A 25,627-nucleotide genomic window follows, 5' to 3' on the forward strand; every position below is an offset into this window, starting at 1 on the left:
AGGTTCCGTCTATATCCATGTTGTTACGATGACATCTTCACTCTTTTTTTAGTTGTTGTCCATTTACCTTTGCTAGGGCTGTGAATTAAATCGTTATATGCTAACACGTTTAAATCCCGCTGAATTGTTCGTGGTGTAATACCGAATTCTTCCACGAGCTCTTGCGTTGTCACTGTTCCTCTTTCGCTAATGAACATGTAGACGGACTTAATACGGGTTAGCATGCGATCGGTAGATGGTTTCAAATGATCACTCCCTATCGTTACATCATTCGCATGGTACAACAAAGATGAAAAACTAGATGTCTTACCATCTATTTTACACGAAAACATGAGAAAAATGCTATAAATTTGCTGAATTTTACACAATATTAACACAATTAATACCATATTTTTCTTAAGGAAAGGTGAAAGCGACGATGAATATGAACTGGATGGAAGAAGTAAAAAAACGGGAGTCAGCGCTTTTGAAAGATTTGCAAACATTTTTGCGCATTCCAAGCGTACGAAATGAACAAACAGCAACAGAAGAAGCCCCGCTAGGAAAAGAGGTGTATGAAGCGCTTTGTTACATGCTAAAGCGTGGTGAAGAAGAAGGGTTTGTCACAAAAAACGTTGACGGACTAGCTGGTCATTTGGAAATGGGCAATGGTGAAGAGATTGTAGGCATATTATGTCATGTAGATGTTGTTCCCGCTGGAGATGGTTGGACGTTTGATCCGTTTGGGGCAACGATTGTAGATGGGAAAATTTACTCACGTGGTGCATTAGATGATAAAGGGCCGACGATTGCTGCATTTTATGCGATGAAAATTGTAAAAGAGCTAGGATTACCGCTATCTAAGCGTGTACGCATGATTATTGGGACAGATGAAGAAAGCGATTGGCAATGCGTCGAACGATATTTTCAAACTGAGCCAATGCCGACGCTCGGATTTGCGCCAGATGCCGATTTCCCGATTATTTACGCTGAAAAAGGGATTGCCGATTTTGATCTCATTCAACAGCCAATAAACAAGCAAACGGCTGATTGTGTTCTTCTGTCGTTTCAAGCTGGTCGTCGATACAATATGGTTCCAGATTTTGCAGAGGCTGTTTTGCAGTTAACGAACGGAAACGATATGAAAGGTCGTTTTACTGAATTTTTACAAGTACACACACTTGAAGGTGAGGCGTATATAGATGGCGAAACGATGAAGTTATGTGTTCGCGGTGTTTCTGTGCATGGGATGGAACCAGACGACGGAGTGAATGCGGGGCTATGGCTTGCAAAATTTTTAGCAGATGAAACACTCGATCCACAAGCAAACGAATTTGTTCGTTTCGTTTCTCAATACTTTTATGGCGATACGCGCGGAAAGCAATTAGGGGTTGCGCATACAAATGAGGAATTAGGAGATTTAACGATCAATGTCGGTATTCTTTCATATACGCGTGAGCATGGTGGGAAAATAGGTATCAATTTACGTTACCCTGTGACGAGCGACATTGCCCATACGAAAGAAGTGATCGAGCGAGTCGCAAACGGTCATCACTTTATGTTAACAAACTTTTCTAACTCTTCGCCCCATTATGTAGCAAAAGATCATCCGCTCGTTCAAACGTTGCAACGCGTCTATGAAGAGCAGATGGGTGAACGATCGTCACTACTTGCCATCGGCGGTGGGACATATGCGCGTTCTTTACAAGCAGGGGTGGCGTTTGGGCCGCTGTTCCCGAATCGTCCAGATGTTGCACATCAAAAAGATGAGTATATGTTTATTGACGATTTGTTCAAAGCAACAGCCATTTATGCCCAAGCGATTTATGAGTTAGCAAAATGATATTTTCCAAAAATATGTTATAATGAAAAGTGCCGTCGATCATGACGGTACTTTTCGTCATTTTAATTGATATGGGGGATTTTTTGTGTATACACGTATTTTTCGCGCATTTTACTTTTTGCAGTTTTTTAGTTTCGGTTCGCTGTTTCCGTTGTTATCTGTGTATTTAAAAGATGAAGTCGGATTGTCGGGAACAGAAATTGGGATGATTATGTCGATTAGCCCGATCGTCATGATTTTTATTCAACCGATTTGGGGAATGATTAGCGATTATACACGAAAACCTGTTCAAGTGTTAATTGTCTCTTTATTAGGGACGGCTTTTTTTGGCTTTATGTATTCGCTCGTTCATTCATATGCATGGTTGCTTGTGATTGCCGCACTGCTTGCTGTCATGCAAAGTGGTATCGTTCCGTTGTCCGATAGTATTACCCTTCATTATGCACAAAAAGCGAATGAACGGTACGGTTCAATTCGTTTGTGGGGGGCGCTTGGGTTTGCTGCTGCTGTTCCAGTTGCTGGGCAAGTAGCTGAGTTGTTTCATCTTCGTTTCATCTTTTTTATTTTCGTTGCCTTGCTCGTTGTTTCGAGCGTGCTTGCATGGAAGTTGCCGCGAGAACAGTCAAGTGCAAAAGTGAACATCCGAGAAGGAATGAAAGAGTTAATTCATATTCCTCGGTTTCTTTTATTTTTGTTAACGACGTTTCTCGTTTTCGGTCCCGTTTATGCCAACAATTTTTATTTCGGCATTTTGATTACTGATTTAGGTGGAACGCTTACAGGGGTAGGACTTGCTTTTTTATTAGCGGCGGGAAGTGAAGCGCCGTTTATGAAATTTGCTGACGGCGTCGTCCGAAAGTTTGGGATGATGAATGTGTTATTCGTTGCGACAGCTTTGTCTTGTGCTCGTTGGTTGTTTTATTTTTTTGAACCACCTTTAATGATCGTGTATGCCACGACAATTGTACAAGGGGCGTCTGTCGGTTTGTTTATCCCAGCTGCCCTTCAATATGTGCGTGACATTACCCCTGCACACGTGCGTACGACGGCTGTATCGCTTTATGCCACGGTTGGAAATGGACTGGGTAGTTGGTTTTGTACATTTGTAGGAGGGTATATTTTAGAACGTTGGACGATTGAACATGTGTATTTATTTTTTGGTCTATTGACCCTTGGAGGAATGGTGATTTTTGCTTGGCAAGCAAAAAAGACGTTGCGAAAACTACATGAATTTTGATAAAATTTAGAAAATTAAAGGTGGGACGATATATGCATTACTTTTTGGCAATACCTTTGCCAAATGAAGTAAAAAAGCAGTTGCATAGCTTTATATCTGAATGGAAAGCGCCATTTCGTTTGTTCGTTCATGAAGAAGATTATCATATTACACTTGCATTTTTAGGGAGGGCAACGGAAGAAGAGCGGAAACAAATTGCAGAGTATATGCCAAAAGTAGTTCGAAAACATCAGTCATTTTCGTTACAGCTGAGCGAAGTTTATTCGTTTGGTTCTCGTATTTTATGGTATGGCGTAAAAGAAGAGTCCCGTTTGTTTTCCCTTCGTCAAGATGTGTATGACGTTTGCCGGCAGATAGGTTTTTCTCTTGATGCTCGACCGTTCACGCCACATATTACGTTGGCGAAAAAATGGAACGGATCGTTTCCGTTCTCACTTGAAACATATCCGAGAAAGATTGAAGGAGAGGACATTCGCTTTTTCGTACACGACGTTGTGCTATACGAAACACATATGGATCAAACGCCGAAATATAAGCCGTTGATGCGTTTTCCTCTTTCATAATTCAATAACAGGGGGGAAAAAATGGGGATTACGGTCATTCAAATCGGGGTATTGTATATGCTGTATATTTTTGGTTCAATTATTCAGCAACTGCTACACATCCCTATTCCAGGTAGTATGATAGGGATGTTGTTGCTATTTTTATTGTTAATGACCGGAATGGTGAAGGAAGAGTGGATTTCCCGTGGTGCTAACATGCTTTTGTCTCATTTAACACTTTTGTTTATTCCGGCAACTGTTGGCATCATTGATTATGTTGAACTTTTTTTAGGGAAAGGGATATGGTCTATTTTCGTTGTCATCGTGAGTACAATGATCGTCATGTTGTTTGCTGGTTTCATCGGTCAATGGGCACAAACACGTGAACAAAAGCGAATGCATGAGGTGAAAGGAGCATGATCGGCGCAATTATGCTTTTGTGGACGATTTTTGTCTATATGTCTATGCGCAAATTGTATGCCCGCTTTTATTTTCCATTGCTCGTGCCGATTGCTACAAGTACAGTCGTGATGATCGTTACGTTATCGATTTTTCGTGTCTCATATGAGCAATATATGACTGGAGGAAAATGGCTCGTTCATTTGCTCGGTCCTGCAGTCGTCGCTTTAGCTTTGCCGCTTTACCAACATCGGCATACGTTAAAACAGTTTTTATGGCCGTTGTTATGTAGTACATTTTTCGGCACGATCATTGGAATGGGAAGCGGTTTATTATTTGCCCGTTTTTTTCATTTGCCAGAACAAGTTGTTCGCTCTCTCATTCCGAAATCAGTCACGTCGCCTGTTGCGATGGATATAGCAAAACTCATTGGCGGCATCCCGACGCTTGCTGCTGTATATGTCATGATTGCGGGAATTTTTGGGGCGATGTTTGGTCCGATTGTTTTTCAGCGCTTGCACATTACAACAGCTTTAGGGGTCGGAAGCGGACTAGGTGCGGCTTCGCATGGCATTGGCACCGCCAAAGCGCTTGAAATTGGCAAAAAAGAAGCAGCAATTAGCTCGGTAGCGATGACATTAAGTGCAATTTTCGCTTCTCTTCTTTGCCCGTTGTTGCTTTTGTTGTAGAATGAAAGTAACAATTGATTGCTGGAGGTTAAGGCGTGGGACAGCTCATTAAGCTTCAAGACTATATTTCGCGCTACGAGCTAGATATTTATCATTATCCGAGCGAGTTTATTCGTTTAAAAAAGAAGCAATGGGAACGAATGAAGCATGCATGGGAGACGGGTCAATTGGTGCCACAAGTGGAGTCGCATGTACATGAGTCATGGAAATGGCTTGAAGAGGAACCGTCACTTTTTGATAAGATTAAGCGCATATGGAAACGGAAAAACATAAAAGATGTGGCGGATGAAAATGAACAGTCGCAAGAAGAGGAAGACTTTATGTTTTCTATTCCGTCCGAACCAAGAACGATTGAAGAATTGAAAATATTATTTTTAGAAAAGTTGTTTCAACTGCAAATTCGTTGGGCGAGCTCGACGTTAACGGAAGAATCCGTTATTGATCCGAAATATTATTATGACGTATATTTAAAATATTTTTCGCAACGTTTTCCAGATACATACTTATGTATGTACAAGCCTGTATTTTTATTGAAAAAAGCTCCTGTCGAGCTTAATACGATTTTGATTAGTCCAACAACGACGTGGTGCGTTGCGTTTACGGAAGAACGGAAAAATAACATTATTGTTGGCTCAGCTGAACGTTTTTGGACGGAGATTGTCGATGATGTGGAGAGAAAAATCGTCAATCCGATGATTTCGCTTCATCGAACGGAAAAAGTTGTTCAAACGATTTATAAGCAATTTTCCGTCGATATGCCGATCAAAAAAGTGTTGATTAATCGAGAAGGGTATATTGATTATCGCTACGCACCGAGCGATCTTGATATCGTCGATCGCCGTCATTATGAGACATGGTTTATGTCACTCAGACAGTTGACGATGCCATTGAAACATACGCAACTGAAGGCGGCGCAATCATTGCTCACATATTGTGATGCACGCTATTACGATTCGCTCGTTATTGAAGAAATAGGAGAGGCTGACGAATGAAGCGTAGCCTCTTTTTCGATTTTTTATAATTATGGTAAGGATAAATACTTTTTTTGTTCTTCTTGCATAATAAGTAAGTAACCAGATGGTAAAAGCGGAAATGGAACGCTACATGAAATACATGAATGCATGATTTTCCCCCTCTTTTTTATTGAGTTCATTTTAAAATAAAAATAATTGACTTCAAAACTGGAAGTTGGTGACCGATAATGATGACAAAACAACACTCGTTTGAAGCCTATTTAGATGAGTTGACGTTAATTACTATTTTGGTACCGAACGATGTTGTTCAAGAACGTGCACCAATATTTTTTTTATGCGATGAAGAACAAACAGCATACCGTTTAACAGTTCGTCCAAGTGAGAAACAACACTCATTTACAAAATATGAGTGTCTCGTCTCTTTTATCGTTCCATTAGGGAAACGATATGTCGTCTATACAGAAGAAGGATGGCAAACACCTTTACTGGTAGGGGCGGTGATGCGAACAAAAGCGTTTGACGATTTATACGCATATGACGGAAATGATCTTGGTGCAACGTACAAACCGGAAAAAACGACGTTTAAAGTGTGGGCGCCGACGGCAACAAACGTGTTATTAAAGCTTATTCATCCGAAGACGAAAGAAGAAACGACTTATGCCATGGTGCGCGAACAAAAAGGAATATGGACATATACCGTTTATGAAAATATAGAATATTTTTTGTATACGTATCAGACATATATCAATTTTGTTTGGCGAGAAGCAGTGGATCCTTATGCAAAAGCAGTTTCAGTTAACGGCACATACGGTGTTGTTGTTGACCTTTCGAAGACAAACATAAAAAAACCAACGATGCCCCCGTTTATTTCTATGACGGATGCGATCATTTATGAAATGCATGTTCGTGATTTTACGATCCATCCTAAAAGTGGCGTGGAACATAAAGGGAAATATCTCGGTTTAGCGGAGCAGGATACATTAGGACCAAACGGAAAGGTGACGGGTCTTTCGTACGTAAAACAGCTCGGCGTGACACATGTTCAACTTATGCCTGTGCAAGATTTCGAAGGAGTGGATGAGCTCGAGCCATTTGAATACAACTGGGGATATAACACGGTTCATTACAACGCTCCAGAAGGAAGTTATGCAACGGATCCAACCGATCCATATGCACGTATCATCGAGTTAAAGCAGGCGATTCGTGCGTTTCAACAAGAAGGCATTCGCGTCATTTTAGACGTCGTCTATAATCACGTATATATTCGAGAAACATCATCGTTTGAACAGCTTGTACCGGGTTATTATTTCCGATACGAATCAAACGGTTATCCATCGAATGGAACAGGAGTTGGGAATGATTTAGCATCTGAGCGGAAAATGGTACGAAAATTTATCGTTGATTCGGTGACGTATTGGCTAAGTGAATATGGTGTCGATGGATTTCGTTTCGATTTAATGGGCATTTTAGATATAGACACGATGAATGACGTTCGCCGAGCTATCGATGCAATTGATCCGACTGTTCTTGTTCTTGGAGAGGGATGGGAGTTAGCTACTCCATTACCTCAAGAAAAAAAGACAACGATTGCAAACGCGAAACATACGCCTCGTATTGCTTATTTTAACGATCGATTTCGGGATTATGTAAAAGGAAGTACGTTTCAAGTCCACGATCGAGGATTTGCGTTAGGTGATTGTTCATATAAGGAAGCGGTAATGGAAGTTATTCGAGGAAGCATCCATCTATTTTTTTCGCCAAGGCAAAGTGTCAATTACGTCGAATGTCACGATAACCATACATTATGGGATAAAATGATGATTGCTAATGCGCATGAGAGCGAATATATTCGTCGAAAGCGCCAAAAGCTAGCGACCGCGATCGTTTTATTATCCCAAGGTATTCCATTTTTGCACAGCGGTCAAGAGTTTTATCGAACGAAACAAGGAATTGAAAACAGCTATAACGCTCCTGATGAAGTGAATCGAATCGATTGGGAGCGGAAAAGTGAATGGGAAGAAGATATTCGGGAGATAACGGCTCTCATTGCGCTTCGTAAAAAACATGCTGCGTTTCGTTTTTTTACTGCCGATCAAGTTCGGCGTCATATCAAGTTTTATGATACCCATCCATCTGTGATCGCCTATCAGCTTGTCGATGTGGGTGTGTATGGTCCATGGGAACAAATTGTTGTCGTTCATCATAATGAGGAGAAAAAAACGACATTACCTCTTTCTGAAGGAAAATGGAAAGTCGTTTTCAGCTCAAATCGGGAAGAAGTAGAGAAAAAGTGCGAACACTTTATTGAAATTAATGGAATCGGGACGTGGGTATTAATTGAATGTTGACGGGGAAACGATGGGAAAGATAAAATCTAGTAAGATGACAATTGCAATTTTTATTTTGACTAAGTCGAAAGGTGAGCTCACTTGGAACAGTTACTAGGTAAGGAGTGGGAAATTTCCCCGGCAGGTGGTGCGACAGGGGATGCATATATTGCGGAGTACGATGGGAAGAAGTTGTTTTTAAAGCGCAATTCTTCACCATTTTTAGCTGTTTTATCAGCGGAAGGAATCGTCCCAAAATTAGTATGGACGAAACGAATGGAAAATGGAGACGTAATTACCGCCCAACAATTTTTACAAGCGCGTGAATTAAAGCCGAGTGATATGACTAGCAAACAAGTTGCTCAATTGCTTCGGAAAATTCATTGCTCGAAAGAATTGTTGGGAATGATGGAGCGCCTTGGTAAAAAACCTTTAGTACCTCATCGTTTGCTAGAGGAAGTAAAGCAAAATGAATACGTTGAATTAAAGGCGCATCCGACCGTTCGGGACGCATTGGCATTTTTAGAGCGACACGTAGATGATGTGTATTGTATGGATTATGTCGTTTGTCATTGCGATATGAATCATAATAACTGGCTTTTAACAGAAGATGATCAATTGTATTTAATTGACTGGGATAGCGCAATGATTGCCGATCCGGCGATTGATATCGGAATGTTGTTATATGCTTACATTCCAAGAGAGCAGTGGGCGAGTTGGCTAGAAGAATATGGTATGGAGTTCGATGAACAACTACAGTTACGTATGAAATGGTATACTGTCGCTCAAACGATTGTGTTGCTTGCATGGCATAAAGGGCGAAATAATGGAAAGGAAATGCAACGACTGTTGCATTTCCTTGAACATGTGCTACGTTAATTGATCCATCCAATTCGCAAGTTGCTGTTCGTGTTGATCGATGTGTAAAGAAAGATCGGTTGCATTTTTACCGTTTTGACTGTATGTGTAAATATGAGACAATGTTTGTTTGAGTTCGGAGTGGATAGCATCGTTCGCCATCAATGATTTGGCGAGCCGTTCAATTTGTTCACATTCTGAAACGGTTCCTGAACGATCAAGGTGATGTTCCGATAAAATGTCTTTTAACACAGTTAATTGATGTTCATGATTAATGGCCATGTTCATCCCCCTATTCGCTTATTAATATGGCCATTTTTATCTTTTTATATGCAAAGAAACGGAGGATGAAATGTGCGTTTAAGAAATAAGCCTTGGGCGAAAGAAAAAATTGTAGCATATCCACAATACATTATTCCACAACCAGAGCAATATAAAGGACGTTGGCATGAATTGTTTTCAAACGGTCATCCGATTCATATCGAAATTGGGACAGGGAAAGGCCGTTTTATTACCGAAATGGCAAAAATGAATCCTCACATTAACTATGTTGGAATTGAGTTATATGAGAGCGTCATTGTATGCGCCCTCGACAAATTGATCGAGAACAATTTGCCAAATTTGCGTTTATTAAATGTCAATGCAAAAGACTTAACGAATATTTTTGCTAAAGGAGAAGTAGAGCGCATTTACTTAAACTTCTCTGATCCATGGCCAAAAAAGCGACACGAAAAGCGCCGCTTAACTTATCGTGCATTTTTAGAGCTATATGAAAACATTTTAGTGGATGAAGGGGAAATTCACTTCAAAACGGATAATCGCGGGCTGTTTGAATATTCCCTTGTTAGTTTTTCGCAATACGGTTTAGTTCTTCAGTATGTTAGTATCGATCTTCATCGAAGCGGCTTCGAAGGAAATGTGATGACAGAATATGAACAAAAGTTTTCGGAAAAAGGAAACCCGATTTATCGTTGTGAAGCAAAATATCGAAAACCTATGTCGTAAATCTGGCATAGGTTTTTCTCTTTTCTGAATATTTTTGTAATGTTAAAATGGAGAGTGAAAGAGGACAAGGGGGAAAAGAGATGGAGAAATTAACGATCGGTCAAGCAACGATGACGTGGCTGAATGGGGGAATTACACATTTAGACGGGGGAGCGATGTTTGGGGTTGTACCAAAGCCTCTTTGGACGAAAAAATACCCATGCAACGAACATAACCAAATTCCGCTTCGTACCGACCCGATTTTATATTGTTGAATCGCTTAAACGTCAATAAACCCAAGCGGCTTTGCTTGGGTTTTACAATTTTCGTGCTTCAATAATCGTCCCTGTTTTTGCATCAATGAGACATTCATAAGCATCGGTTGGACGAGTGACTCCTCCTCGATAGACAGTATAGCGCAACCCGTTTTTTTCAATCATTTCAACGGTTGTTTGAATCCACGATCCTGTAATGTCACCCGTTTGTTGAAAAGCTTCTTTCGCTTTTTGGAGCGCTTGTTCAGATGAAATCAAACGTCTATGTTGCCATTGGTCAAATATGTATGCTGCTGTTGCACCGACAACGATACCGGTAAGAAATGTTTTCATGCGCATATGCATTCCTCCACTTTTTCTTTTAGTATACCGAATTGTTCGAGTGGAAACTACATGTAAAATTCGCTACAATGACAAATAGCGAGAAAAGAAAGGGGATATAGCGATGGATTTGCAGTTATTTCGAACGTTAACGGAATTGCCGGGAGCACCGGGAAATGAACATGCGGTGCGCGCCTTCATGCGTGAACAGTTACAAAAATATGCCGATGAAATTGTGCAAGATCGGCTTGGGAGCATTTTTGGAGTGAAGCGCGGAACGGAAGATGGTCCAGTTGTGATGGTTGCAGGGCATATGGATGAAGTGGGTTTTATGGTCACCACCATTACAGAACAAGGAATGATTCGCTTTCAACCGCTTGGAGGTTGGTGGGGTCAAGTACTGCTCGCTCAACGTGTACAAATCATAACAGATCAAGGTCCGATTGTTGGAGTCATCGGCTCGATCCCGCCTCATCTGCTTGATGAAGAGCAACGAAAAAAGCCGATGGATATGAAAAATATGCTGATTGATGTTGGAGCAGATGACCGTACCGATGCAGAGCGCATGGGCATCCGTCCGGGGCAACAAATTGTACCGCTTTGTCCGTTTACACCGATGGCAAACGAGAAAAAAATTATGGCGAAAGCATGGGATAATCGTTACGGTTGTGGCTTGGCGATCGAGTTGTTAAAGGAATTAAAAGATGAAACGTTGCCGAACGTATTATATTCTGGAGCAACGGTTCAAGAAGAAGTCGGATTGCGCGGTGCACAAACGGCAGCAACGATGATTAAACCGGATATTTTCTTTGCGCTAGATGCAAGCCCAGCGAACGACATGACAGGAGACGAAAAAGAGTTCGGGCATCTTGGGAAAGGGGCGCTCGTGCGCATTTATGATCGTACAATGATTACTCATCGCGGCATGCGCGAATTTATTTTAGATACAGCGGAAACGAACAATATTCCATACCAATATTTTATTTCACCAGGTGGGGGAACAGATGCGGGGAGAGTGCATATCGCGAATAGCGGCGTTCCTTCAGCTGTCATTGGCATTTGTGCACGCTATATTCATACACATGCTTCTATCATTCATGTGGATGACTATGAAGCGGCAAAACAGTTATTAATCGCCCTTGTAAAACAATGTGACCGTGCGACAGTCGATGCGATTCATCATAACGGTTAAGGTGATTGGGCGATGAAAATTGCAGTTGGAACAAAAAACAACACGAAAGTAAAAGCGGTAAAAGCTGTATTTCATGAGGCGCATCATGCGATTATAGCGAGTGACGTGCAGCCGAACGTGTCAAAACAGCCGTTTTCCGATGAAGAAACGTTGCAAGGTGCGATTGAGCGTGCAACGTTAGCTGTTCATGAACAACAAGCACATATCGGAATAGGTTTAGAAGGAGGCGTATTTGCTGCACGTAATGGAACAGTCTGGCTATGTAATTGGGGTGCGCTTGTAGATCGGGACGGCGTTGTCGTTGTGGCAGGAGGGGCGCGCATTCCGCTTCCTGCTGAAATTAGTGAACAATTAAAAACTGGGAAAGAATTAGCTGAAGTGATAGACGAATACGCCGATCGTCGCGATGTCCGTTCTAATGAAGGGGCGATCGGCATTTTGACGAACGGAGCCATCGACCGAACAACGATGTATACACATATTGTTTATATGTTAAAAGGGCAATATGAGCATAAGAAAGGGTGGATAAATAGATGAAAATGATTGAAAGCATCGAGCAATACAATGAAGTCATTCAGCGTGGAAAAGTGATTATGATGTTTACGGCTGATTGGTGCCGGGATTGTCAATTCATCAAACCGGTTTTACCAGAAATTGAAGCGCAATTTTCCGATTATACGTTTTATGCGGTCGATCGCGATCAATTGCTCGACTTGTTTGCGGAGCACAACGTTTTTGGCATTCCGAGTTTTATTGCATATGAAAATGGCCAAGAGAAAGGGCGATTTGTCAGCAAAGATCGGAAAACGAAAGAAGAAATCGTCGCTTTTATTCAAAGTTTAGGTGAGCGTGATGAATAGTAAGCAAATAAGCGAGCATATTCAACAACGATTATCCCACTACCCATGGGAATTTCGATGGGATCGAAAAAAAGATACACTTCGCATTGAGCATCGTGACACGAAAAAAGGGGTGACGATTTCGTTACCCCCTATTATCGCAAAATGGGAGGTTGAGAAAGAGCGTGCCATTGACGAAATTGTTTATTATGTCGAACAAACGTTAACGGCATTACATGATGATTCGCCGTTACATGGAAAAGAAAAACATATATATCCGGTCATTCGTTCTACCTCATTTCCGACAACGACGAACGAAGGCGCTGCGTTTATTTATGACGAGCATACAGCAGAAACGCGCATTTATTATGCGCTCGATTTAGGAACAACGTATCGGCTCATTGATGAACGTTTAGTTGAATCCGAGCGTTGGAATGTGCAACAATTGAAAGAAATTGCCCGTTTTAACGTTCGTTCGTTGCCTACGACAGTAAAAGAAGATCGTGTCGGTGGCAATACGTTTTATTTTTTGAATACAAACGATGGATATGATGCAAGTCGCATATTGAATGATGCTTTTTTGAAAAGTTTTTCCGAAAAAATAAAAGGAACGATGTTGCTTGCGGTTCCTCATCAAGATGTGCTCATTATTGCTGACATTGAAAACGAAATCGGCTATGATGTACTTGCGCAGTTAACGATGAGTTTTTTTGCAAGTGGCAGAGTGCCGATTACTGCGCTTTCATTTTTATATGAAGGTGGGCAATTGCAACCGATTTTTATTCTTGGAAAAAATCATCGAAAGGATGAGAAATGATGAACGTATTTTACAATCGAGAAGGCATTGGCGACACGTTGCTCATTACTTTAAAAGTTGTTGATCCACAAGTGCGTGCTTTTGAGAAAAAAGGGGATGTTGTGCGCATTTATGATGAGCAAACAAGTGAAACAGTTGGTTACAATATTTTTCATGCGTCTACATATAGCACATTTGAAGGAAATGGAGTCGTCGAACTAAACGAACAAGTAATCGCTACGATTAACGACATATTGCAAAAAAATGGTGTAAATGAACAATTAAAGGCTGATTTTTCACCAAAATTTGTTGTCGGTTACGTGAAAGAAAAGGAGAAGCACCCGAATGCTGATAAATTAAGTGTTTGTCAAGTAGACATTGGTACGGAAACATTGCAAATTGTATGCGGGGCTCCAAACGTAGAAGCAGGACAAAAAGTCGTTGTCGCAAAAGTCGGAGCAGTCATGCCAAGCGGTCTAGTCATTCAAGAGGCAGAACTTCGTGGGGTGAAGTCTTACGGAATGATTTGTTCTGCCCGTGAACTCGATTTGCCAAACGCCCCACAAGAGAAAGGGATTCTCGTTTTAGATGATGAGTACGAAGTAGGTCAACCATTTTTTAGCTGACTTCCATCACGGCAGTCAGCTTTTTTTGTGGTAAAATAAAACCGAATGTATAAGAGAAAGAGTGAGGATTAAATGGGTTGGTTTAAGGCACTACTTCGTTATTTATTTGGAGAAAATGATAAGGAAAAAGAAACGCACAAACGCCCCCCTTCCGTACAAAAAAATGATCATAAACATGTGGAGGCAAAAGTTGTTTATGAATATCCGAAAGGGAAATTTCGCTTTCCATTAATTCCAGATGAACCAAAAGAAAGACAAAAAGAGCGAATATATGAACAAAAGCGCTCATCACCGCAGACCGTTTCCTCTGAGAAAAAAATAACACGCATAGAGCGCACAGTAAACGAATCACGCACGTTTCGTCCGACAGATGTGCCATCGCCTATATTTGGTTATAAGCGAATGGAGCGTGTTGAGCGAAAAAAAGAACATGATGCGGTTGTTGAATTTGAACTTCCGATCGTTGAAGAAGCTGAAACAAACGAACATGTGCATATGCCAGCAAGTGAGCCAATTCATCATGAAGAGAAAGATGTTGCTCATGAAAAAGAAGAAATGCAACAAGAAGAAGTGCAGAGGGAAGCTGGTGAAGAACAAGTTACGCAAATACAGGTAGGAGAAAGTAAAGAGCAGGAGCGTAGAGAAGAAAAAATTGAACAAACGAACGAAGAACGGGAGAGAAAGAGAAGCGGTGTGCCATATAACGTGATGATGTTAAAACAAGATCGAGAAAAATGGAAAGAGCGACAGCAACAGCAACAGCGATCTTATACGTTTCCGCCGTTATCGCTATTGCATGCTCCAGCGATTCAACATGAGGGCGATGAAACGTGGCTAAAAGAGCAAACAGAGCGGTTAAATGAGACGTTTAAAAATTTTAACGTTGGAGCAACAGTCGTTCACGTGACTCAAGGTCCGACGGTGACTCGTTTTGAAGTGCAACCAGAACTTGGAGTGAAAGTGAATAAAATTACGAATTTAGCGGATGATATCAAATTAAATTTAGCGGCTGTAGATATTCGTATCGAAGCGCCTATCCCTGGGAAAAACACGATCGGAATCGAAGTGCCTAATCGCTCAAGCCGCCCTGTTTTCATTCGTGAAGTATTACAAAGCGAGGTGTTCCAACAATCACAATCTCCGTTAGCCGTTGCCTTAGGATTAGATATTTCAGGGAGACCAGTTGTTACTGATTTAAAAAAGATGCCGCACGGATTGATTGCGGGAGCAACTGGATCAGGGAAAAGCGTCTGCATGAATGCGATGTTAGTAAGTTTGTTATATAAAGCAACACCGCACGAAGTGAAGTTATTATTGATCGACCCGAAAATGGTCGAACTTGCACCGTACAATCATATTCCACATTTAGTTAGCCCAGTTATTACAGATGCAAAAGCAGCAACAGCAGCATTAAAATGGGCTGTATCTGAAATGGAGCGGCGATATGAGTTGTTTGCACATACAGGGGTGCGCGATATTGTTCGTTATAATGAGTTAATACGAAAAGCACAAAAACCAGAACAACACTTACCGTATATCGTTATTGTCATTGATGAACTTGCGGATTTAATGATGGTTGCTCCAGCCGATGTAGAGGAAGCTATTTGCCGTATTGCCCAAAAAGCGCGGGCGTGTGGGATGCACTTACTTGTTGCTACACAACGACCGTCTGTTGATGTCATTACCGGCTTAATTAAGGCAAATATCCCAACGCGCATTGCCTTTTCTGTATCGTCACAAATTGATTCACGTACAATTATTGATATAAACGGTGCTGAAAAATTACTTGGGCGAGGCGATATGTTATTTTTAGAAAACGGAACAGCAAAACCAATTCGCTTACAAGGCAATTTTGTATCGGATGAAGAAATTGAGCGCGTCGTTGCCCATGTGCGTCAACAAATGGAACCGTCTTATTTATTTCAACACGATGAGTTGTTGCAACAACATGTACAAGCTGAGGAAGATGATGAGCTCTTTTATGAAGCATGTGAGTTTGTTGTTCAACAAGGTGGTGCTTCGACGTCGAGTTTGCAACGTCGTTTTCGTATCGGCTATAATCGGGCAGCGCGCTTAATTGAAATGATGGAGCAGCGTGGGATTGTATCGGCACCAAAAGGAAGCAAGCCACGCGATGTGCTAATTGACGAGCAAGATCTTGAGCAACTACAAGATACAATTTAGACGGAGTAGTCGTGAAATAGAAAACGTGCTATGCTAAAGACGTGAAAACGACGGCTGAAGGGGAAAGAAAAATGAAAGAAATCGAATTGAAACTACAAGGAAAAATTAAACGACTAACAAATAAAACGTTTAAATTTGATGAGCGTGTGCGAGATGGATGGTTTTCTGCTGTATATTTTTTGAAAACGCGTGAAATCGTCAAAGAATTTCGTTCGGATAATATCGTCACAATGCAATTTTTTCAAAAAGAACATGCTGTTTTATGTGGCACCGATGAAGTGATCGCCTTGTTGCATACGTTTGCAGATGAACCAGAAAAATTAGAGATTTATTCGTTAAAAGATGGAGACAAAATTAGTCCATTTGAGACGGTGCTTACGATTACGGGGCCGTATCAAAATTTTGGATATTTAGAAGGCATTATTGATGGAATTTTAGCGCGCCGAACATCTGTAGCAACAAACGTATACAATGTAGTTAAAGCAGCGGCATTGTCTGGTGTGCAAAAGCCGGTCATTTTCATGGGGGATCGGGATGATCATTTTATGATGCAAGCGGGTGATGGATATGCTGCGTTTATTGGTGGTTCCACCGCTCAAGCGACCCATGCGATGAACGAATGGTGGGGAAAACAAGGTATGGGCACGATGCCGCATGCGCTCATTCAATTATTTGATGGCGATGTAGTTGCGGCAGCAAAAGCGTATCATGCAAAATATCCAGATGATGATTTAATTGTTCTTGTTGATTACAACAATGACTGTATTACAGATGCGCTGAAAGTGGCCCGTGAATTTGGCGATAAGTTAAAGGCTGTTCGCGTTGATACGTCTCGGACGATGATCGATCAATATTTTATTCGCCATCCAGAAGTGCTTGGCACATTTGATCCACGTGGTGTCAATCCACCGCTTATTTTTGCTTTACGCGAAGCGCTTGATCGCGAAGGATTTGAACATGTTAAAATCGTTGTTAGTGGCGGATTCAATGAACAGCGCATTATTGAGTTTGAAAAACAAGGTGTGCCAGTTGATATGTATGGTGTGGGAAGTAGTTTATTGAAAGTGCACATTGGTTTTACAGGAGATAATGTATTGTTAAATGGAAAACATCAAGCGAAAGCAGGACGGCGTTATCGTCCAAATCCGCGTCTTGAAAAAGTGGAGTATACGCCTCAATAACACGGAAAAACTGATAGAAGAACGTTCTTCTATCAGTTTTTCTTATCATCGTGGGCAAACGATGGTATAATGAAGTTTGTTACATATCGTGAAAATAGCAAAACGGAATTTATGTCATATACTGTGATATAGATCAACGATAGTTGGTGGAGGTTTTCTTATGACTATTTACCATTTTGTCGGCATTAAAGGAACTGGAATGAGCGCACTCGCACAAGTATTACATGATATGAAATGCGTCGTGCAAGGATCGGACTATGATAAGCGGTTTTTCACGCAAGAAGCTTTAGAAGCACGTGGGATACCGATTTTTCCATTTAGTGCTCAAAATATTCAGAAAAATATGGTTGTGATTGCTGGTAACGCCTTTCCTGATACACATGAAGAAATTGTAGCCGCTCGTGAACTCGGTGTACCCGTCATTCGTTACCATCAGTTTTTAGGTGAATTTTTACAAAAATTTACGAGTATCGCTGTGACAGGCGCCCATGGGAAGACATCAACAACAGGATTGCTTGCTCATGTAATGCAGGGAGCAGAACCGACGTCGTATTTGATCGGTGATGGTTCTGGAAAAGGAAGAGAAGGGAGCAAGTATTTTGTATTTGAAGCGTGTGAATATCGCCGTCATTTTTTAGCATATTCCCCTGATTATGCGATTATGACAAATATTGATTTTGATCATCCAGATTACTTTGTAAATATTGAAGATGTGTTTTCAGCATTTCAACAAATGGCGTGGCAAGTGAAAAAAGGAATTATTGCTTGTGGGGATGATGAATATTTACAAAAAATTCAAGCTAAAGTTCCTGTCGTTTTTTACGGGTTCGGTGAAGATAACGATTTTCAAGCCCGAAATGTTGTGAAAACACCAGAAGGGACATCGTTTGATGTGTTTGTGCGCCATACGTTTTTTGCTTCTTTCCATATTCCGCGATATGGCGATCATAACGTGCTTAATGCGCTTGCTGTCATTGCGCTTTGCCATTATGAAGGGATCGATGTAAGCATTATTCAAGAGCGATTAAAAACGTTTCCTGGCGTGAAACGTCGCTTCCATGAGAAAACGTTTGGCTCACAAGTGCTTATTGATGATTATGCGCATCATCCGACTGAAATACGTGCAACGATCGAAGCAGCAAGACAAAAGTATCCAGATCGTCAAATTGTTGCGATTTTTCAACCGCACACATACACGCGTACACAAACATTTTTACATGAATTTGCTGAAAGCTTATCGTTAGCTGATGCTGTATATTTGTGCGATATTTTTGGCTCTGCTCGTGAGCATCAAGGGAAATTATCTATCGAGGATTTGCGTGCTAAAATCGAAGGGGCAAAGCTTTTAGACGAGGAGCAAGTCGATGTATTAAAGCAACATGATAACGCTGTGCTTATTTTTATGGGAGCAGGCGATATTCAAAAATTTCAACAAAGATATGAACAATCCGTTCACGTATAAGCAAAAAGCAACTATGATGCGTTCATAGTTGCTTTTTGCATTTGTTCGTATGTGATGTTCCAATGCGAAGCATGCCACGCTACTCCGTCATTTGTCACCCATAACACTTGAGGAGATTCGTGTTTAACATGAAACGTTTCTGCAATATGTTGCGACAATGGGCGTGCGTGTTGTACATGTAAATAATATGCATGAATGTGCGGAAAATCTTTTGTGAAACGTTCGAACTCCCCCCATGCTCGATGGCTAATCGGACACGTGAGACTATGTTTCATCAATAAAAATGGACGATGGGACAAACAAATTTGTTCAAACTGTTCTACTGTCTCAATTTTCTCCATGCGTGTCCATTCCTTTATTTAAATGTTTTTCCACATCGTTCACAGCTTCCTCTGTCTCTTTTAACAACTGTTCCACATCTGATGAAGGAAGCGGAATCGGAATAGATGAAACGGAATGTGATTTCTCTTGTTCGCTTTTTATCAGTTCTTCTTTTTCTTCACTTTTTCTCCATTCATTTATATTGCTTTCTTTTAAATCATTCAGCAGTTGTTTTCCATGTTGTGCTGATTCGGTTAATAACTGCTTTCCACGTTCGCTTGACAAGAATAGTGCTGTTGCTGCGCCTGCAATTCCCCCGACAATTGTCCCAAGTAGAAAAGAACTATTTTTAGCCATATGAAACCCTCCTTATTTTCGTTTCCCTTTCCATTTTGTCCATATTTCTACAAGCGTTTGTCCCCATTGAATGGCTTGTGTAATTTTTTTTTCATTTGTTGTTAACGTTTTAGAAATGGAGTCGCTAAATGTTTGAACGGTGACTCCTACTTGTTTGACTGCATCAAATACCCCTTGCAAACTTTCTGCTTTTTTATGCACATCATCCGCAAGCGCGTTCGTCTTATGTAGTAATTGTGCCGTTTCTTTTCCGATTTCATGCATTTGTTTTTCAACTTCTTCAACGGTTTTTGCAACATGTTGCAACGTTGTTTGAAGCGTTTTTAATGTTTGGACGACATAAACGACTAAAATAAGAAAGGCGATCGCGATGAGTGCAATACTGCCATACAAAACAATATTCATTGTGAAAAACTCCTTTCTGTCTATCCCATGTTTCTTTCGACAAAAAAAGAAAAAATCCTGCAAAAAACTCCAAATTTTTTGTAGATCGGTTACAATATACATGTACATATGATGGAATGGAGGAAGACAAATGAAAGATCCACGTATTGAAAAGCTAGCGAAAAATTTAATTCATTACTCGCTGCGTTTACAAAAAGGAGAAAAAGTATTAATCGAAAACTTCGGTTTGCAACGAGAGCTTGTGATCGCGCTTGTGCGTGAAGCATATGCGGTAGGTGCGCATCCGTTCGTTTCATTAAAAGACCACCAAGTTGATCGTGCCCTTTTGCTTGGAGCACAAGAAGAACAGTTTAACATGATGGCTGAGTTCGAAGCGAATGTTATGAAAGAGATGGATGCTTATATCGGCTTACGTGCTGGGGACAACATTAATGAGTTTGCTGACGTGCCAGCGGATAAAATGAAAATTCATGGAAAAACAATTATGCAAAAAGTACATCGTGACATTCGTGTACCGAAAACGAAGTGGGTTGTGCTCCGCTATCCGAATCCATCGATGGCACAGCTTGCAAGAATGAGCACAGAGGCGTTTGAAGATTTTTATTTCAATGTATGTAACTTAGACTACGGAAAAATGGATAAAGCGATGGATGCTCTCGTTGAGTTAATGAATAAAACGGATCAAGTACGCATTACAGGACCAGGTACTGATTTAACATTCTCTATTAAAGATATTCCTGCGGTAAAATGTTCAGGGCAAATGAACATTCCAGACGGAGAAGTGTATACAGCCCCTGTTCGTGATTCAGTCAACGGCACAATTACGTTTAATACGCCTTCGCCTTATCAAGGATTTACGTTTGAAAACGTGAAATTAACATTTAAAGATGGAAAAATTATTGAAGCAACAGCAAACGACACAGAACGCATTAATCAAATTTTTGATACAGATGAAGGTGCGCGTTACATTGGTGAGTTCGCGATCGGAGTAAACCCATATATTCAACATCCAATGCAAGATATTTTGTTTGATGAAAAAATTGATGGAAGCTTCCATTTTACGCCGGGACAATGTTATGACGAAGCGTACAACGGCAATCACTCGAATATTCATTGGGACATGGTTATGATTCAACGTCCAGAATATGGCGGCGGTGAAATATATTTTGACGGTGTGCTCATCCGAAAAGACGGCCGTTTTGTTCTCCCTGAGCTAGAGCCATTAAATCCAGAAAACTTAAAATAAAGAAAAAGCAACTATGACTTGCTCATAGTTGCTTTTTCTTATGCCAAACAATTTCAAGTTGATCTCCTGGGGTAAGCGGTTCATAAAATGTTGTTTGTTCTCCATTTTTTAGCAATGTAAATGCTGTTGATGCCCCGTGAGGAATATCAACTTCGACATATTGAAATATATCTTGAAAAATGAACGGTTCGATTTTTTGTTCATGAAATTGGAGCTCATCTTCATGGTGAACGAGACCATCTTCTTTGAGCTGTTCACCGTTGCGATAAAATATACCGATCGGCTTTGTCAATGTAAATGTTTCGCCATGAAATATAATCGGCATCGTATAATGAAGCTTTATTTGTTTTGCTTCAGCAATTTGAGCGATGGTGCGCGGCTTTTGTTCGTGAACAGTAATATGATCGCCGTCTTCAAACGTTGTATAACGTTGGCACTCTAGCCCGTTGCGATACACTGTTCCGCACCATTCAGGAAATTTTATTTGTTTTCCGTTTAACGTGATTGTAAACGGTTCAAGTTGTTTCAGAAGGTGGTCGTTTTTTGTTGCTTTTAGAAGCTGCTCAATCGTTTCAGGCATATGAATGACAATGTCATCACGATCACATAAGACGACATCAAGAGAAACAGCTTCTCCGTTTCGTAATACAAGTGGTTCAATGTTGTAATGTTGATCGTTTATTGTTACATGCTTTGTCGGCAATGATTCGAGCAAATCACGGAGCCGAATCGTTGCTTGTTGTCCATCTTTTCCTTTTTCAATGACAATCTCGTCATTATTTTTAATTGGTGTATCAAATGTCGCTAGCTCACCATTTTTTATAATGGTTGGTGGTTCTCCGTGTGTCCCGGGAACTGTAATAACCTGTCCATTCAACGTAACGACACACGCTAAGCCAGGTTTTCCATATAGTTTATGTAGTTGAATGCCTGCAGCGAGTAAGGCATCACCGATTGTTAGTTGCTTCATGTCAAATAGGCGAATTGTTTGTTCATTTACATGGACTGTCACGTACTGGATCGGTGTTTGCTTTGCGGCAATTGCGATGCCGATCGGGGTGACGAGTTCTGGTCGATGTTTCATTTCTTCACGATCGATATGCAATTTTTGAATGGCATCAATACCACGAATAGCAACGCGATTTTCTGGAAGATGAAGCTTGTGAGCAAGCCGTTTTGGAAGTTCAGGCGTCAAGCTCCCTCCTCCAACAAGCATAACTGCTTTCGGAGATTGATGATTATTTAATCGTAAAATTTCTTTGCTAATCGCATCAGCAAGTCGATCAATGGCATCTGAAATCGTGGCAATCATTTGTTCGCGAGTCACTTCTGTTTCAAACCCGAGAATGTCTGTGATTGTTACCGTTTCTTTCGAATGCAAGTCGCGTTTCGCTTGTTCAGCGAGAGGGAAATCAAGCAGATATGCGTCTGAAATGGCCTCAGTAATTTCATCTCCTGCCATCGGTACCATGCCGTAGGCGATGACTGTACCGAGATCGGTAATGGCGATGTCAGACGTTCCTGCGCCAATGTCTACAAGTGCTACATTTAATCGTCGCATCGTTGGAGGAATAAGCACGTTTAGTGCGGCGATCGGCTCAAGTGTTAGCGCCTCCATTTCTAAATGAGCGCGTTGTAGTGCTGCAAGAAGTGACTCAACAACGAGTCTCGGTAAAAATGTAGCGATCACTTCAACGCTTGCCTCGTCTCCTTGCTGATCAATTAAGTTACCAATTTCTTCGCCGTCAATTTCATAGCGCGTGACGGAATAACCGACGCAATAATAGTGATAACTTTTTTCATTCGCTGATTTTTCTGCTAACGTCATTTGAGCTTGCTGTACGGCGGTGAGTTCTAAGTACGCGACATCTTCATGAGTTAAAAGCGGCTTTCCTTTAATTGAAATCGTTGCTTTTCCTTTTTCTGTTTTTAATGAACGACCTGCTGCTGCGACGCATACGCGCGTCAAAGGCCCGTGCCGCTCCTCTAACGTTTTCTTTATGTCGAGAATGACGTTAGAAACAGCAAGTACGTCATGAATTTGTCCGTCAAGCATCGCTCGTTCTTCATGTTCTTTTATGACAATGTCTTCAACTTGATATCGTCCGTCTGTTTCCTTTAAAATAATGCCAACTACTGAACGTGTGCCAATGTCTAATGCAAAAATCAAGCTTCCCACCTTCTTTTTCGAAAATTAAAAAATTCTTTATTACTTAAACGCGTTTTATAAATAAAGGGGTGACAACTTTATCCACTTCGTTTATAATAATCTCTAATTATATAGAAATGTACCATATTTTTTATCTTATATAAAGAAAGGATGAGATGTATGAGTAACGAAAGATTAGACGAGCTGAGAGCAAAGGTTGATGAGTTGAATTTACAGCTGTTAAAGTTAATTAATGAACGCGGACGTGTTGTTCAAGAAATTGGGAAAATTAAAGATGCTCAAGGGACGTACTTTTATGACCCTGTTCGTGAAAGAAAAATGTTAGATTTAATTCTAGAACATAACGACGGACCGTTTGATACGGCGACGTTAAAACATATTTTTAAAGAAATTTTTAAAGCAGGGCTTGATTTGCAAGAAGATGACCATAAAAAGGCGTTGCTTGTATCAAGAAAGAAAAAGCCGGAGGATACGATTGTCGATGTAAAAGGGGAAAAAATCGGCGATGGTAATCAATATTTCGTTATGGGGCCATGTGCGGTTGAAAGCTATGAACAAGTAGCGGAAGTTGCACAAGCAATTAAACGCCACGGCTTAAAATTGTTGCGCGGCGGCGCTTACAAACCACGTACGTCACCGTATGACTTCCAAGGACTCGGCGTAGAAGGATTGAAAATTTTAAAGCGTGTAGCAGATGAATTTGATTTAGCAGTCATTAGTGAAATTGTAACGCCAGCAGATATTGAAACAGCGCTCGATTATATTGACGTTATTCAAATCGGAGCGCGCAATATGCAAAACTTTGAGTTGTTAAAAGCCGCGGGTCAAGTGAATAAACCGGTATTATTAAAACGGGGATTAGCTGCAACGATCGAAGAGTTTATTCATGCAGCGGAGTACATTATGTCGCAAGGAAATGGGCAAATCATTTTATGCGAGCGTGGCATCCGCACATATGAAAAGGCGACGCGCAACACGCTTGATATTTCAGCCGTACCGATTTTGAAAAAAGAAACGCATTTGCCTGTTTTTGTCGATGTAACGCATTCAACAGGACGTCGTGACTTACTTTTACCTTGCGCGAAAGCTGCGCTTGCCATCGGAGCAGACGGGGTCATGGCGGAAGTACATCCAGATCCTGCGGTTGCGTTATCTGATTCCGCACAACAAATGGATATTAATCAATTCAATGAGTTTATGGAAGAATTAAAATCATTCCAAAAACAATTTGTCAAAGCATAAGAGAAGCTGGTGATTGTTCACCAGCTTTTCTTATGAATTTATTTGTGAAAACGTTGCACTTAGGCAATCATTTATCGTATGATAATTTTACATAAAATTGCGATGTACGACAGTTTTCGATATATAGAGCGTAAAAAAGGAGTGTATGTGATGAATGTAACAATTTATGATGTAGCAAGAGAAGCAAACGTGTCGATGGCAACCGTTTCACGTGTTGTGAATGGGAACCCAAATGTAAAGCCTTCGACGCGCAAAAAAGTGTTGGAAGTGATTGAACGGCTTGGTTATCGTCCGAATGCGGTAGCGCGCGGATTAGCAAGTAAAAAAACGACAACAGTCGGCGTCATTATTCCGGATATTTCGAGCATCTTTTTTGCAGAAATGGCACGCGGAATTGAAGACATTGCAACAATGTACAAGTATAACATCATTTTAAGTAACTCGGATCAAAATAAGGAAAAAGAATTGCATTTATTAAACACGATGCTCGCTAAACAAGTTGATGGTATTTTATTTATGGGTGGCGACGTAACAGAAGAACATGTCGAGCAGTTTAAAAAGTCAGATGTACCGATCGTATTAGCTGCCACAATTGAAAAAAATAATATTATTCCGTCCGTCAACATTGACTACGAGCAAGCAGCGTATGATGCGGTACATATGTTAATCGAAAAAGGGCATAAACGCATTGCTTATGTAACAGGCCCTTTAAATGATCCAATTAACGGATTAAAAAAATTAGCTGGCTATCGTCGTGCCTTGGAAGAAGCGGGTATTGCTTATGATGATGCGCTTGTTGTTGAAGGGGATTACACATATGACTCTGGCATCGAAGCGTATGACAAGTTAGCCGAACTTGCACAGCGTCCAACAGCGATCTTTGTTGGAACAGATGAAATGGCTCTCGGGGTCATTCATGGTGCGCAAGATCGCGGCGTACGCATTCCTGATGAATTGGAAGTTGTCGGTTTTGATAATACACGTTTAGCCACCATGGTTCGTCCGAAGCTGACGACAGTTGTGCAACCGATGTACGATATTGGTGCGGTGGCGATGCGTTTATTAACGAAATATATGAATAAAGAACATGTCGACAATCACATCGTTGTGTTGCCGCATCGCATTGAATATCGCGATTCGACAAAATAGGCGGCGCAGCTAACTGTGCGTACGAACAC

General features: G+C 40.9%; 27 protein-coding genes and 1 pseudogene. 21 read left to right on the forward strand and 7 right to left on the reverse strand.

From position 1 onward, the window contains the following. Nucleotides 1-23: 23 nt before the first annotated feature. Nucleotides 24-245: a DeoR family transcriptional regulator gene (locus tag NSQ23_RS03245; protein ID WP_004888976.1), complete on the reverse strand. Its 222-nt coding sequence runs from the start codon at nucleotides 243-245 to the stop codon at nucleotides 24-26. A gap of 173 nt (nucleotides 246-418) precedes the next feature. On the opposite strand from NSQ23_RS03245, the gene pepV reads away from it, so the two are divergent. From pepV to NSQ23_RS03285, 8 genes are all read left to right on the forward strand, one after another. Next, nucleotides 419-1,822, forward strand: a complete 1,404-nt coding sequence (pepV, locus tag NSQ23_RS03250) for a dipeptidase PepV (protein ID WP_339172887.1) — start codon at nucleotides 419-421, stop codon at nucleotides 1,820-1,822. Nucleotides 1,823-1,907: 85 nt separating this feature from the next. Next, complete coding sequence (locus tag NSQ23_RS03255) at nucleotides 1,908-3,059, forward strand: major facilitator superfamily domain-containing protein 6 (protein ID WP_339172889.1); 1,152 nt, start codon at nucleotides 1,908-1,910, stop codon at nucleotides 3,057-3,059. Nucleotides 3,060-3,091: 32 nt separating this feature from the next. Continuing rightward, nucleotides 3,092-3,622, forward strand: coding sequence for an RNA 2',3'-cyclic phosphodiesterase (gene thpR, locus NSQ23_RS03260; RefSeq protein ID WP_077429250.1), 531 nt, complete (start codon nucleotides 3,092-3,094; stop codon nucleotides 3,620-3,622). Nucleotides 3,623-3,643: 21 nt separating this feature from the next. Then, on the forward strand, nucleotides 3,644-4,021 hold the full coding sequence (locus NSQ23_RS03265) for a CidA/LrgA family holin-like protein (RefSeq protein WP_004888980.1): 378 nt from the start codon (nucleotides 3,644-3,646) through the stop codon (nucleotides 4,019-4,021). Further along, nucleotides 4,018-4,689 carry an LrgB family protein gene (locus tag NSQ23_RS03270; protein ID WP_339172892.1) on the forward strand — a complete coding sequence of 224 codons (672 nt, stop codon included), beginning with the start codon at nucleotides 4,018-4,020 and terminating at the stop codon, nucleotides 4,687-4,689. Before NSQ23_RS03265 ends, NSQ23_RS03270 begins: the two co-directional genes overlap by 4 nt. A 35-nt stretch (nucleotides 4,690-4,724) precedes the next feature. After that, nucleotides 4,725-5,681 carry an NERD domain-containing protein gene (locus NSQ23_RS03275; protein WP_339172896.1) on the forward strand — a complete coding sequence of 319 codons (957 nt, stop codon included), beginning with the start codon at nucleotides 4,725-4,727 and terminating at the stop codon, nucleotides 5,679-5,681. 209 nt (nucleotides 5,682-5,890) lie between these two features. Further along, nucleotides 5,891-8,011 carry a type I pullulanase gene (gene pulA, locus NSQ23_RS03280; protein WP_339172899.1) on the forward strand — a complete coding sequence of 707 codons (2,121 nt, stop codon included), beginning with the start codon at nucleotides 5,891-5,893 and terminating at the stop codon, nucleotides 8,009-8,011. Nucleotides 8,012-8,092: 81 nt separating this feature from the next. Continuing rightward, nucleotides 8,093-8,869: a phosphotransferase family protein gene (locus tag NSQ23_RS03285; RefSeq protein WP_064214286.1), complete on the forward strand. Its 777-nt coding sequence runs from the start codon at nucleotides 8,093-8,095 to the stop codon at nucleotides 8,867-8,869. On the opposite strand, the gene NSQ23_RS03290 is transcribed toward NSQ23_RS03285, so the two are convergent. Next, the gene (locus NSQ23_RS03290) at nucleotides 8,861-9,130 is read right to left on the reverse strand and encodes a YtzH-like family protein (RefSeq protein ID WP_064214285.1); all 270 of its coding nucleotides are present in this window, start codon (nucleotides 9,128-9,130) and stop codon (nucleotides 8,861-8,863) included. The genes NSQ23_RS03285 and NSQ23_RS03290 overlap by 9 nt on opposite strands. A 72-nt stretch (nucleotides 9,131-9,202) precedes the next feature. Between NSQ23_RS03290 and trmB the strand changes: the two genes are divergently transcribed. Next, nucleotides 9,203-9,853, forward strand: a complete 651-nt coding sequence (gene trmB / locus NSQ23_RS03295; protein ID WP_339172902.1) for a tRNA (guanosine(46)-N7)-methyltransferase TrmB — start codon at nucleotides 9,203-9,205, stop codon at nucleotides 9,851-9,853. Between the two features lie 80 nt (nucleotides 9,854-9,933). Next, a pseudogene (locus NSQ23_RS03300) lies at nucleotides 9,934-10,098 on the forward strand (MBL fold metallo-hydrolase); the annotation flags it as partial. Between the two features lie 51 nt (nucleotides 10,099-10,149). Here NSQ23_RS03300 and NSQ23_RS03305 read toward each other — a convergent pair. Next, nucleotides 10,150-10,452, reverse strand: a complete 303-nt coding sequence (locus NSQ23_RS03305) for a PepSY domain-containing protein (RefSeq protein WP_339172905.1) — start codon at nucleotides 10,450-10,452, stop codon at nucleotides 10,150-10,152. Nucleotides 10,453-10,552: 100 nt separating this feature from the next. On the opposite strand from NSQ23_RS03305, the gene NSQ23_RS03310 reads away from it, so the two are divergent. The 8 genes from NSQ23_RS03310 to murC all read left to right on the forward strand — a co-directional run bounded on the left by NSQ23_RS03310 (nucleotide 10,553) and on the right by murC (nucleotide 18,708). Then, nucleotides 10,553-11,620, forward strand: coding sequence for a M42 family metallopeptidase (locus NSQ23_RS03310; protein ID WP_339172907.1), 1,068 nt, complete (start codon nucleotides 10,553-10,555; stop codon nucleotides 11,618-11,620). 12 nt (nucleotides 11,621-11,632) lie between these two features. Next, nucleotides 11,633-12,157, forward strand: coding sequence for a DUF84 family protein (locus NSQ23_RS03315; RefSeq protein WP_339172909.1), 525 nt, complete (start codon nucleotides 11,633-11,635; stop codon nucleotides 12,155-12,157). Continuing rightward, complete coding sequence (locus NSQ23_RS03320; protein WP_004888990.1) at nucleotides 12,154-12,480, forward strand: thioredoxin family protein; 327 nt, start codon at nucleotides 12,154-12,156, stop codon at nucleotides 12,478-12,480. Before NSQ23_RS03315 ends, NSQ23_RS03320 begins: the two co-directional genes overlap by 4 nt. Beyond that, nucleotides 12,473-13,276, forward strand: coding sequence for a DUF1444 domain-containing protein (locus NSQ23_RS03325; RefSeq protein ID WP_339172913.1), 804 nt, complete (start codon nucleotides 12,473-12,475; stop codon nucleotides 13,274-13,276). Before NSQ23_RS03320 ends, NSQ23_RS03325 begins: the two co-directional genes overlap by 8 nt. Next, nucleotides 13,276-13,881, forward strand: a complete 606-nt coding sequence (gene ytpR, locus NSQ23_RS03330; protein WP_035018444.1) for a YtpR family tRNA-binding protein — start codon at nucleotides 13,276-13,278, stop codon at nucleotides 13,879-13,881. Before NSQ23_RS03325 ends, ytpR begins: the two co-directional genes overlap by 1 nt. Nucleotides 13,882-13,953: 72 nt before the next feature. Continuing rightward, complete coding sequence (locus tag NSQ23_RS03335) at nucleotides 13,954-16,065, forward strand: DNA translocase FtsK (RefSeq protein WP_339172915.1); 2,112 nt, start codon at nucleotides 13,954-13,956, stop codon at nucleotides 16,063-16,065. Between the two features lie 71 nt (nucleotides 16,066-16,136). Next, on the forward strand, nucleotides 16,137-17,246 hold the full coding sequence (locus tag NSQ23_RS03340) for a nicotinate phosphoribosyltransferase (protein ID WP_339174253.1): 1,110 nt from the start codon (nucleotides 16,137-16,139) through the stop codon (nucleotides 17,244-17,246). 160 nt (nucleotides 17,247-17,406) lie between these two features. Further along, nucleotides 17,407-18,708, forward strand: a complete 1,302-nt coding sequence (gene murC / locus NSQ23_RS03345; RefSeq protein ID WP_077429263.1) for a UDP-N-acetylmuramate--L-alanine ligase — start codon at nucleotides 17,407-17,409, stop codon at nucleotides 18,706-18,708. A gap of 11 nt (nucleotides 18,709-18,719) precedes the next feature. Here the strand turns inward: murC and ytxJ are convergent, their stop codons facing one another. Genes ytxJ through NSQ23_RS03360 form a run of 3 tightly spaced genes read right to left on the reverse strand, consistent with a single transcriptional unit; the run spans nucleotide 18,720 to nucleotide 19,791 of the window. Beyond that, nucleotides 18,720-19,049, reverse strand: a complete 330-nt coding sequence (gene ytxJ, locus NSQ23_RS03350) for a bacillithiol system redox-active protein YtxJ (RefSeq protein WP_004888996.1) — start codon at nucleotides 19,047-19,049, stop codon at nucleotides 18,720-18,722. Next, complete coding sequence (locus tag NSQ23_RS03355) at nucleotides 19,036-19,386, reverse strand: hypothetical protein (protein WP_004888997.1); 351 nt, start codon at nucleotides 19,384-19,386, stop codon at nucleotides 19,036-19,038. Before NSQ23_RS03355 ends, ytxJ begins: the two co-directional genes overlap by 14 nt. A gap of 12 nt (nucleotides 19,387-19,398) precedes the next feature. After that, a complete protein-coding gene (locus NSQ23_RS03360; RefSeq protein WP_339172920.1) occupies nucleotides 19,399-19,791 on the reverse strand; it encodes a DUF948 domain-containing protein in 393 nt (130 codons plus the stop codon). A 130-nt stretch (nucleotides 19,792-19,921) separates the two neighbouring features. On the opposite strand from NSQ23_RS03360, the gene NSQ23_RS03365 reads away from it, so the two are divergent. Further along, nucleotides 19,922-21,037, forward strand: coding sequence for an aminopeptidase (locus tag NSQ23_RS03365; protein WP_339172922.1), 1,116 nt, complete (start codon nucleotides 19,922-19,924; stop codon nucleotides 21,035-21,037). Nucleotides 21,038-21,059: 22 nt separating this feature from the next. Here the strand turns inward: NSQ23_RS03365 and NSQ23_RS03370 are convergent, their stop codons facing one another. Further along, nucleotides 21,060-23,216, reverse strand: coding sequence for a cell division protein FtsA (locus NSQ23_RS03370; RefSeq protein ID WP_339172925.1), 2,157 nt, complete (start codon nucleotides 23,214-23,216; stop codon nucleotides 21,060-21,062). A 150-nt stretch (nucleotides 23,217-23,366) separates the two neighbouring features. On the opposite strand from NSQ23_RS03370, the gene NSQ23_RS03375 reads away from it, so the two are divergent. Together NSQ23_RS03375 and ccpA are read left to right on the forward strand one after the other, a co-directional pair. Continuing rightward, on the forward strand, nucleotides 23,367-24,449 hold the full coding sequence (locus NSQ23_RS03375; RefSeq protein WP_004889001.1) for a bifunctional 3-deoxy-7-phosphoheptulonate synthase/chorismate mutase: 1,083 nt from the start codon (nucleotides 23,367-23,369) through the stop codon (nucleotides 24,447-24,449). 150 nt (nucleotides 24,450-24,599) lie between these two features. Beyond that, entirely contained in the window at nucleotides 24,600-25,598 is a 999-nt protein-coding gene (gene ccpA, locus NSQ23_RS03380; RefSeq protein ID WP_004889002.1) for a catabolite control protein A, read from the forward strand. Nucleotides 25,599-25,627 lie beyond the last annotated feature (29 nt).

This window comes from Anoxybacillus sp. FSL W8-1294 (assembly GCF_037965005.1).
In the GTDB taxonomy this organism is placed as follows: domain Bacteria; phylum Bacillota; class Bacilli; order Bacillales; family Anoxybacillaceae; genus Anoxybacillus; species Anoxybacillus flavithermus_G.

Bases quoted from the DNA above. Each gene is read 5' to 3' on its own strand.
- NSQ23_RS03320 (WP_004888990.1), top strand. From the start codon at position 12,154: ATGAAAATGATTGAAAGCATCGAGCAATACAATGAAGTCATTCAGCGT.
- NSQ23_RS03375 (WP_004889001.1), top strand. From the start codon at position 23,367: ATGAGTAACGAAAGATTAGACGAGCTGAGAGCAAAGGTTGATGAGTTG.
- NSQ23_RS03325 (WP_339172913.1), top strand. From the start codon at position 12,473: ATGAATAGTAAGCAAATAAGCGAGCATATTCAACAACGATTATCCCAC.
- NSQ23_RS03310 (WP_339172907.1), top strand. From the start codon at position 10,553: ATGGATTTGCAGTTATTTCGAACGTTAACGGAATTGCCGGGAGCACCG.
- NSQ23_RS03355 (WP_004888997.1), bottom strand. From the start codon at position 19,386: ATGGCTAAAAATAGTTCTTTTCTACTTGGGACAATTGTCGGGGGAATT.
- thpR (WP_077429250.1), top strand. From the start codon at position 3,092: ATGCATTACTTTTTGGCAATACCTTTGCCAAATGAAGTAAAAAAGCAG.
- NSQ23_RS03270 (WP_339172892.1), top strand. From the start codon at position 4,018: ATGATCGGCGCAATTATGCTTTTGTGGACGATTTTTGTCTATATGTCT.
- NSQ23_RS03315 (WP_339172909.1), top strand. From the start codon at position 11,633: ATGAAAATTGCAGTTGGAACAAAAAACAACACGAAAGTAAAAGCGGTA.
- pulA (WP_339172899.1), top strand. From the start codon at position 5,891: ATGATGACAAAACAACACTCGTTTGAAGCCTATTTAGATGAGTTGACG.
- NSQ23_RS03265 (WP_004888980.1), top strand. From the start codon at position 3,644: ATGGGGATTACGGTCATTCAAATCGGGGTATTGTATATGCTGTATATT.
- NSQ23_RS03290 (WP_064214285.1), bottom strand. From the start codon at position 9,130: ATGGCCATTAATCATGAACATCAATTAACTGTGTTAAAAGACATTTTA.
- murC (WP_077429263.1), top strand. From the start codon at position 17,407: ATGACTATTTACCATTTTGTCGGCATTAAAGGAACTGGAATGAGCGCA.
- ytpR (WP_035018444.1), top strand. From the start codon at position 13,276: ATGAACGTATTTTACAATCGAGAAGGCATTGGCGACACGTTGCTCATT.
- NSQ23_RS03335 (WP_339172915.1), top strand. From the start codon at position 13,954: ATGGGTTGGTTTAAGGCACTACTTCGTTATTTATTTGGAGAAAATGAT.
- NSQ23_RS03360 (WP_339172920.1), bottom strand. From the start codon at position 19,791: ATGAATATTGTTTTGTATGGCAGTATTGCACTCATCGCGATCGCCTTT.
- NSQ23_RS03305 (WP_339172905.1), bottom strand. From the start codon at position 10,452: ATGCATATGCGCATGAAAACATTTCTTACCGGTATCGTTGTCGGTGCA.
- pepV (WP_339172887.1), top strand. From the start codon at position 419: ATGAATATGAACTGGATGGAAGAAGTAAAAAAACGGGAGTCAGCGCTT.
- ytxJ (WP_004888996.1), bottom strand. From the start codon at position 19,049: ATGGAGAAAATTGAGACAGTAGAACAGTTTGAACAAATTTGTTTGTCC.
- NSQ23_RS03340 (WP_339174253.1), top strand. From the start codon at position 16,137: ATGAAAGAAATCGAATTGAAACTACAAGGAAAAATTAAACGACTAACA.
- NSQ23_RS03365 (WP_339172922.1), top strand. From the start codon at position 19,922: ATGAAAGATCCACGTATTGAAAAGCTAGCGAAAAATTTAATTCATTAC.
- ccpA (WP_004889002.1), top strand. From the start codon at position 24,600: ATGAATGTAACAATTTATGATGTAGCAAGAGAAGCAAACGTGTCGATG.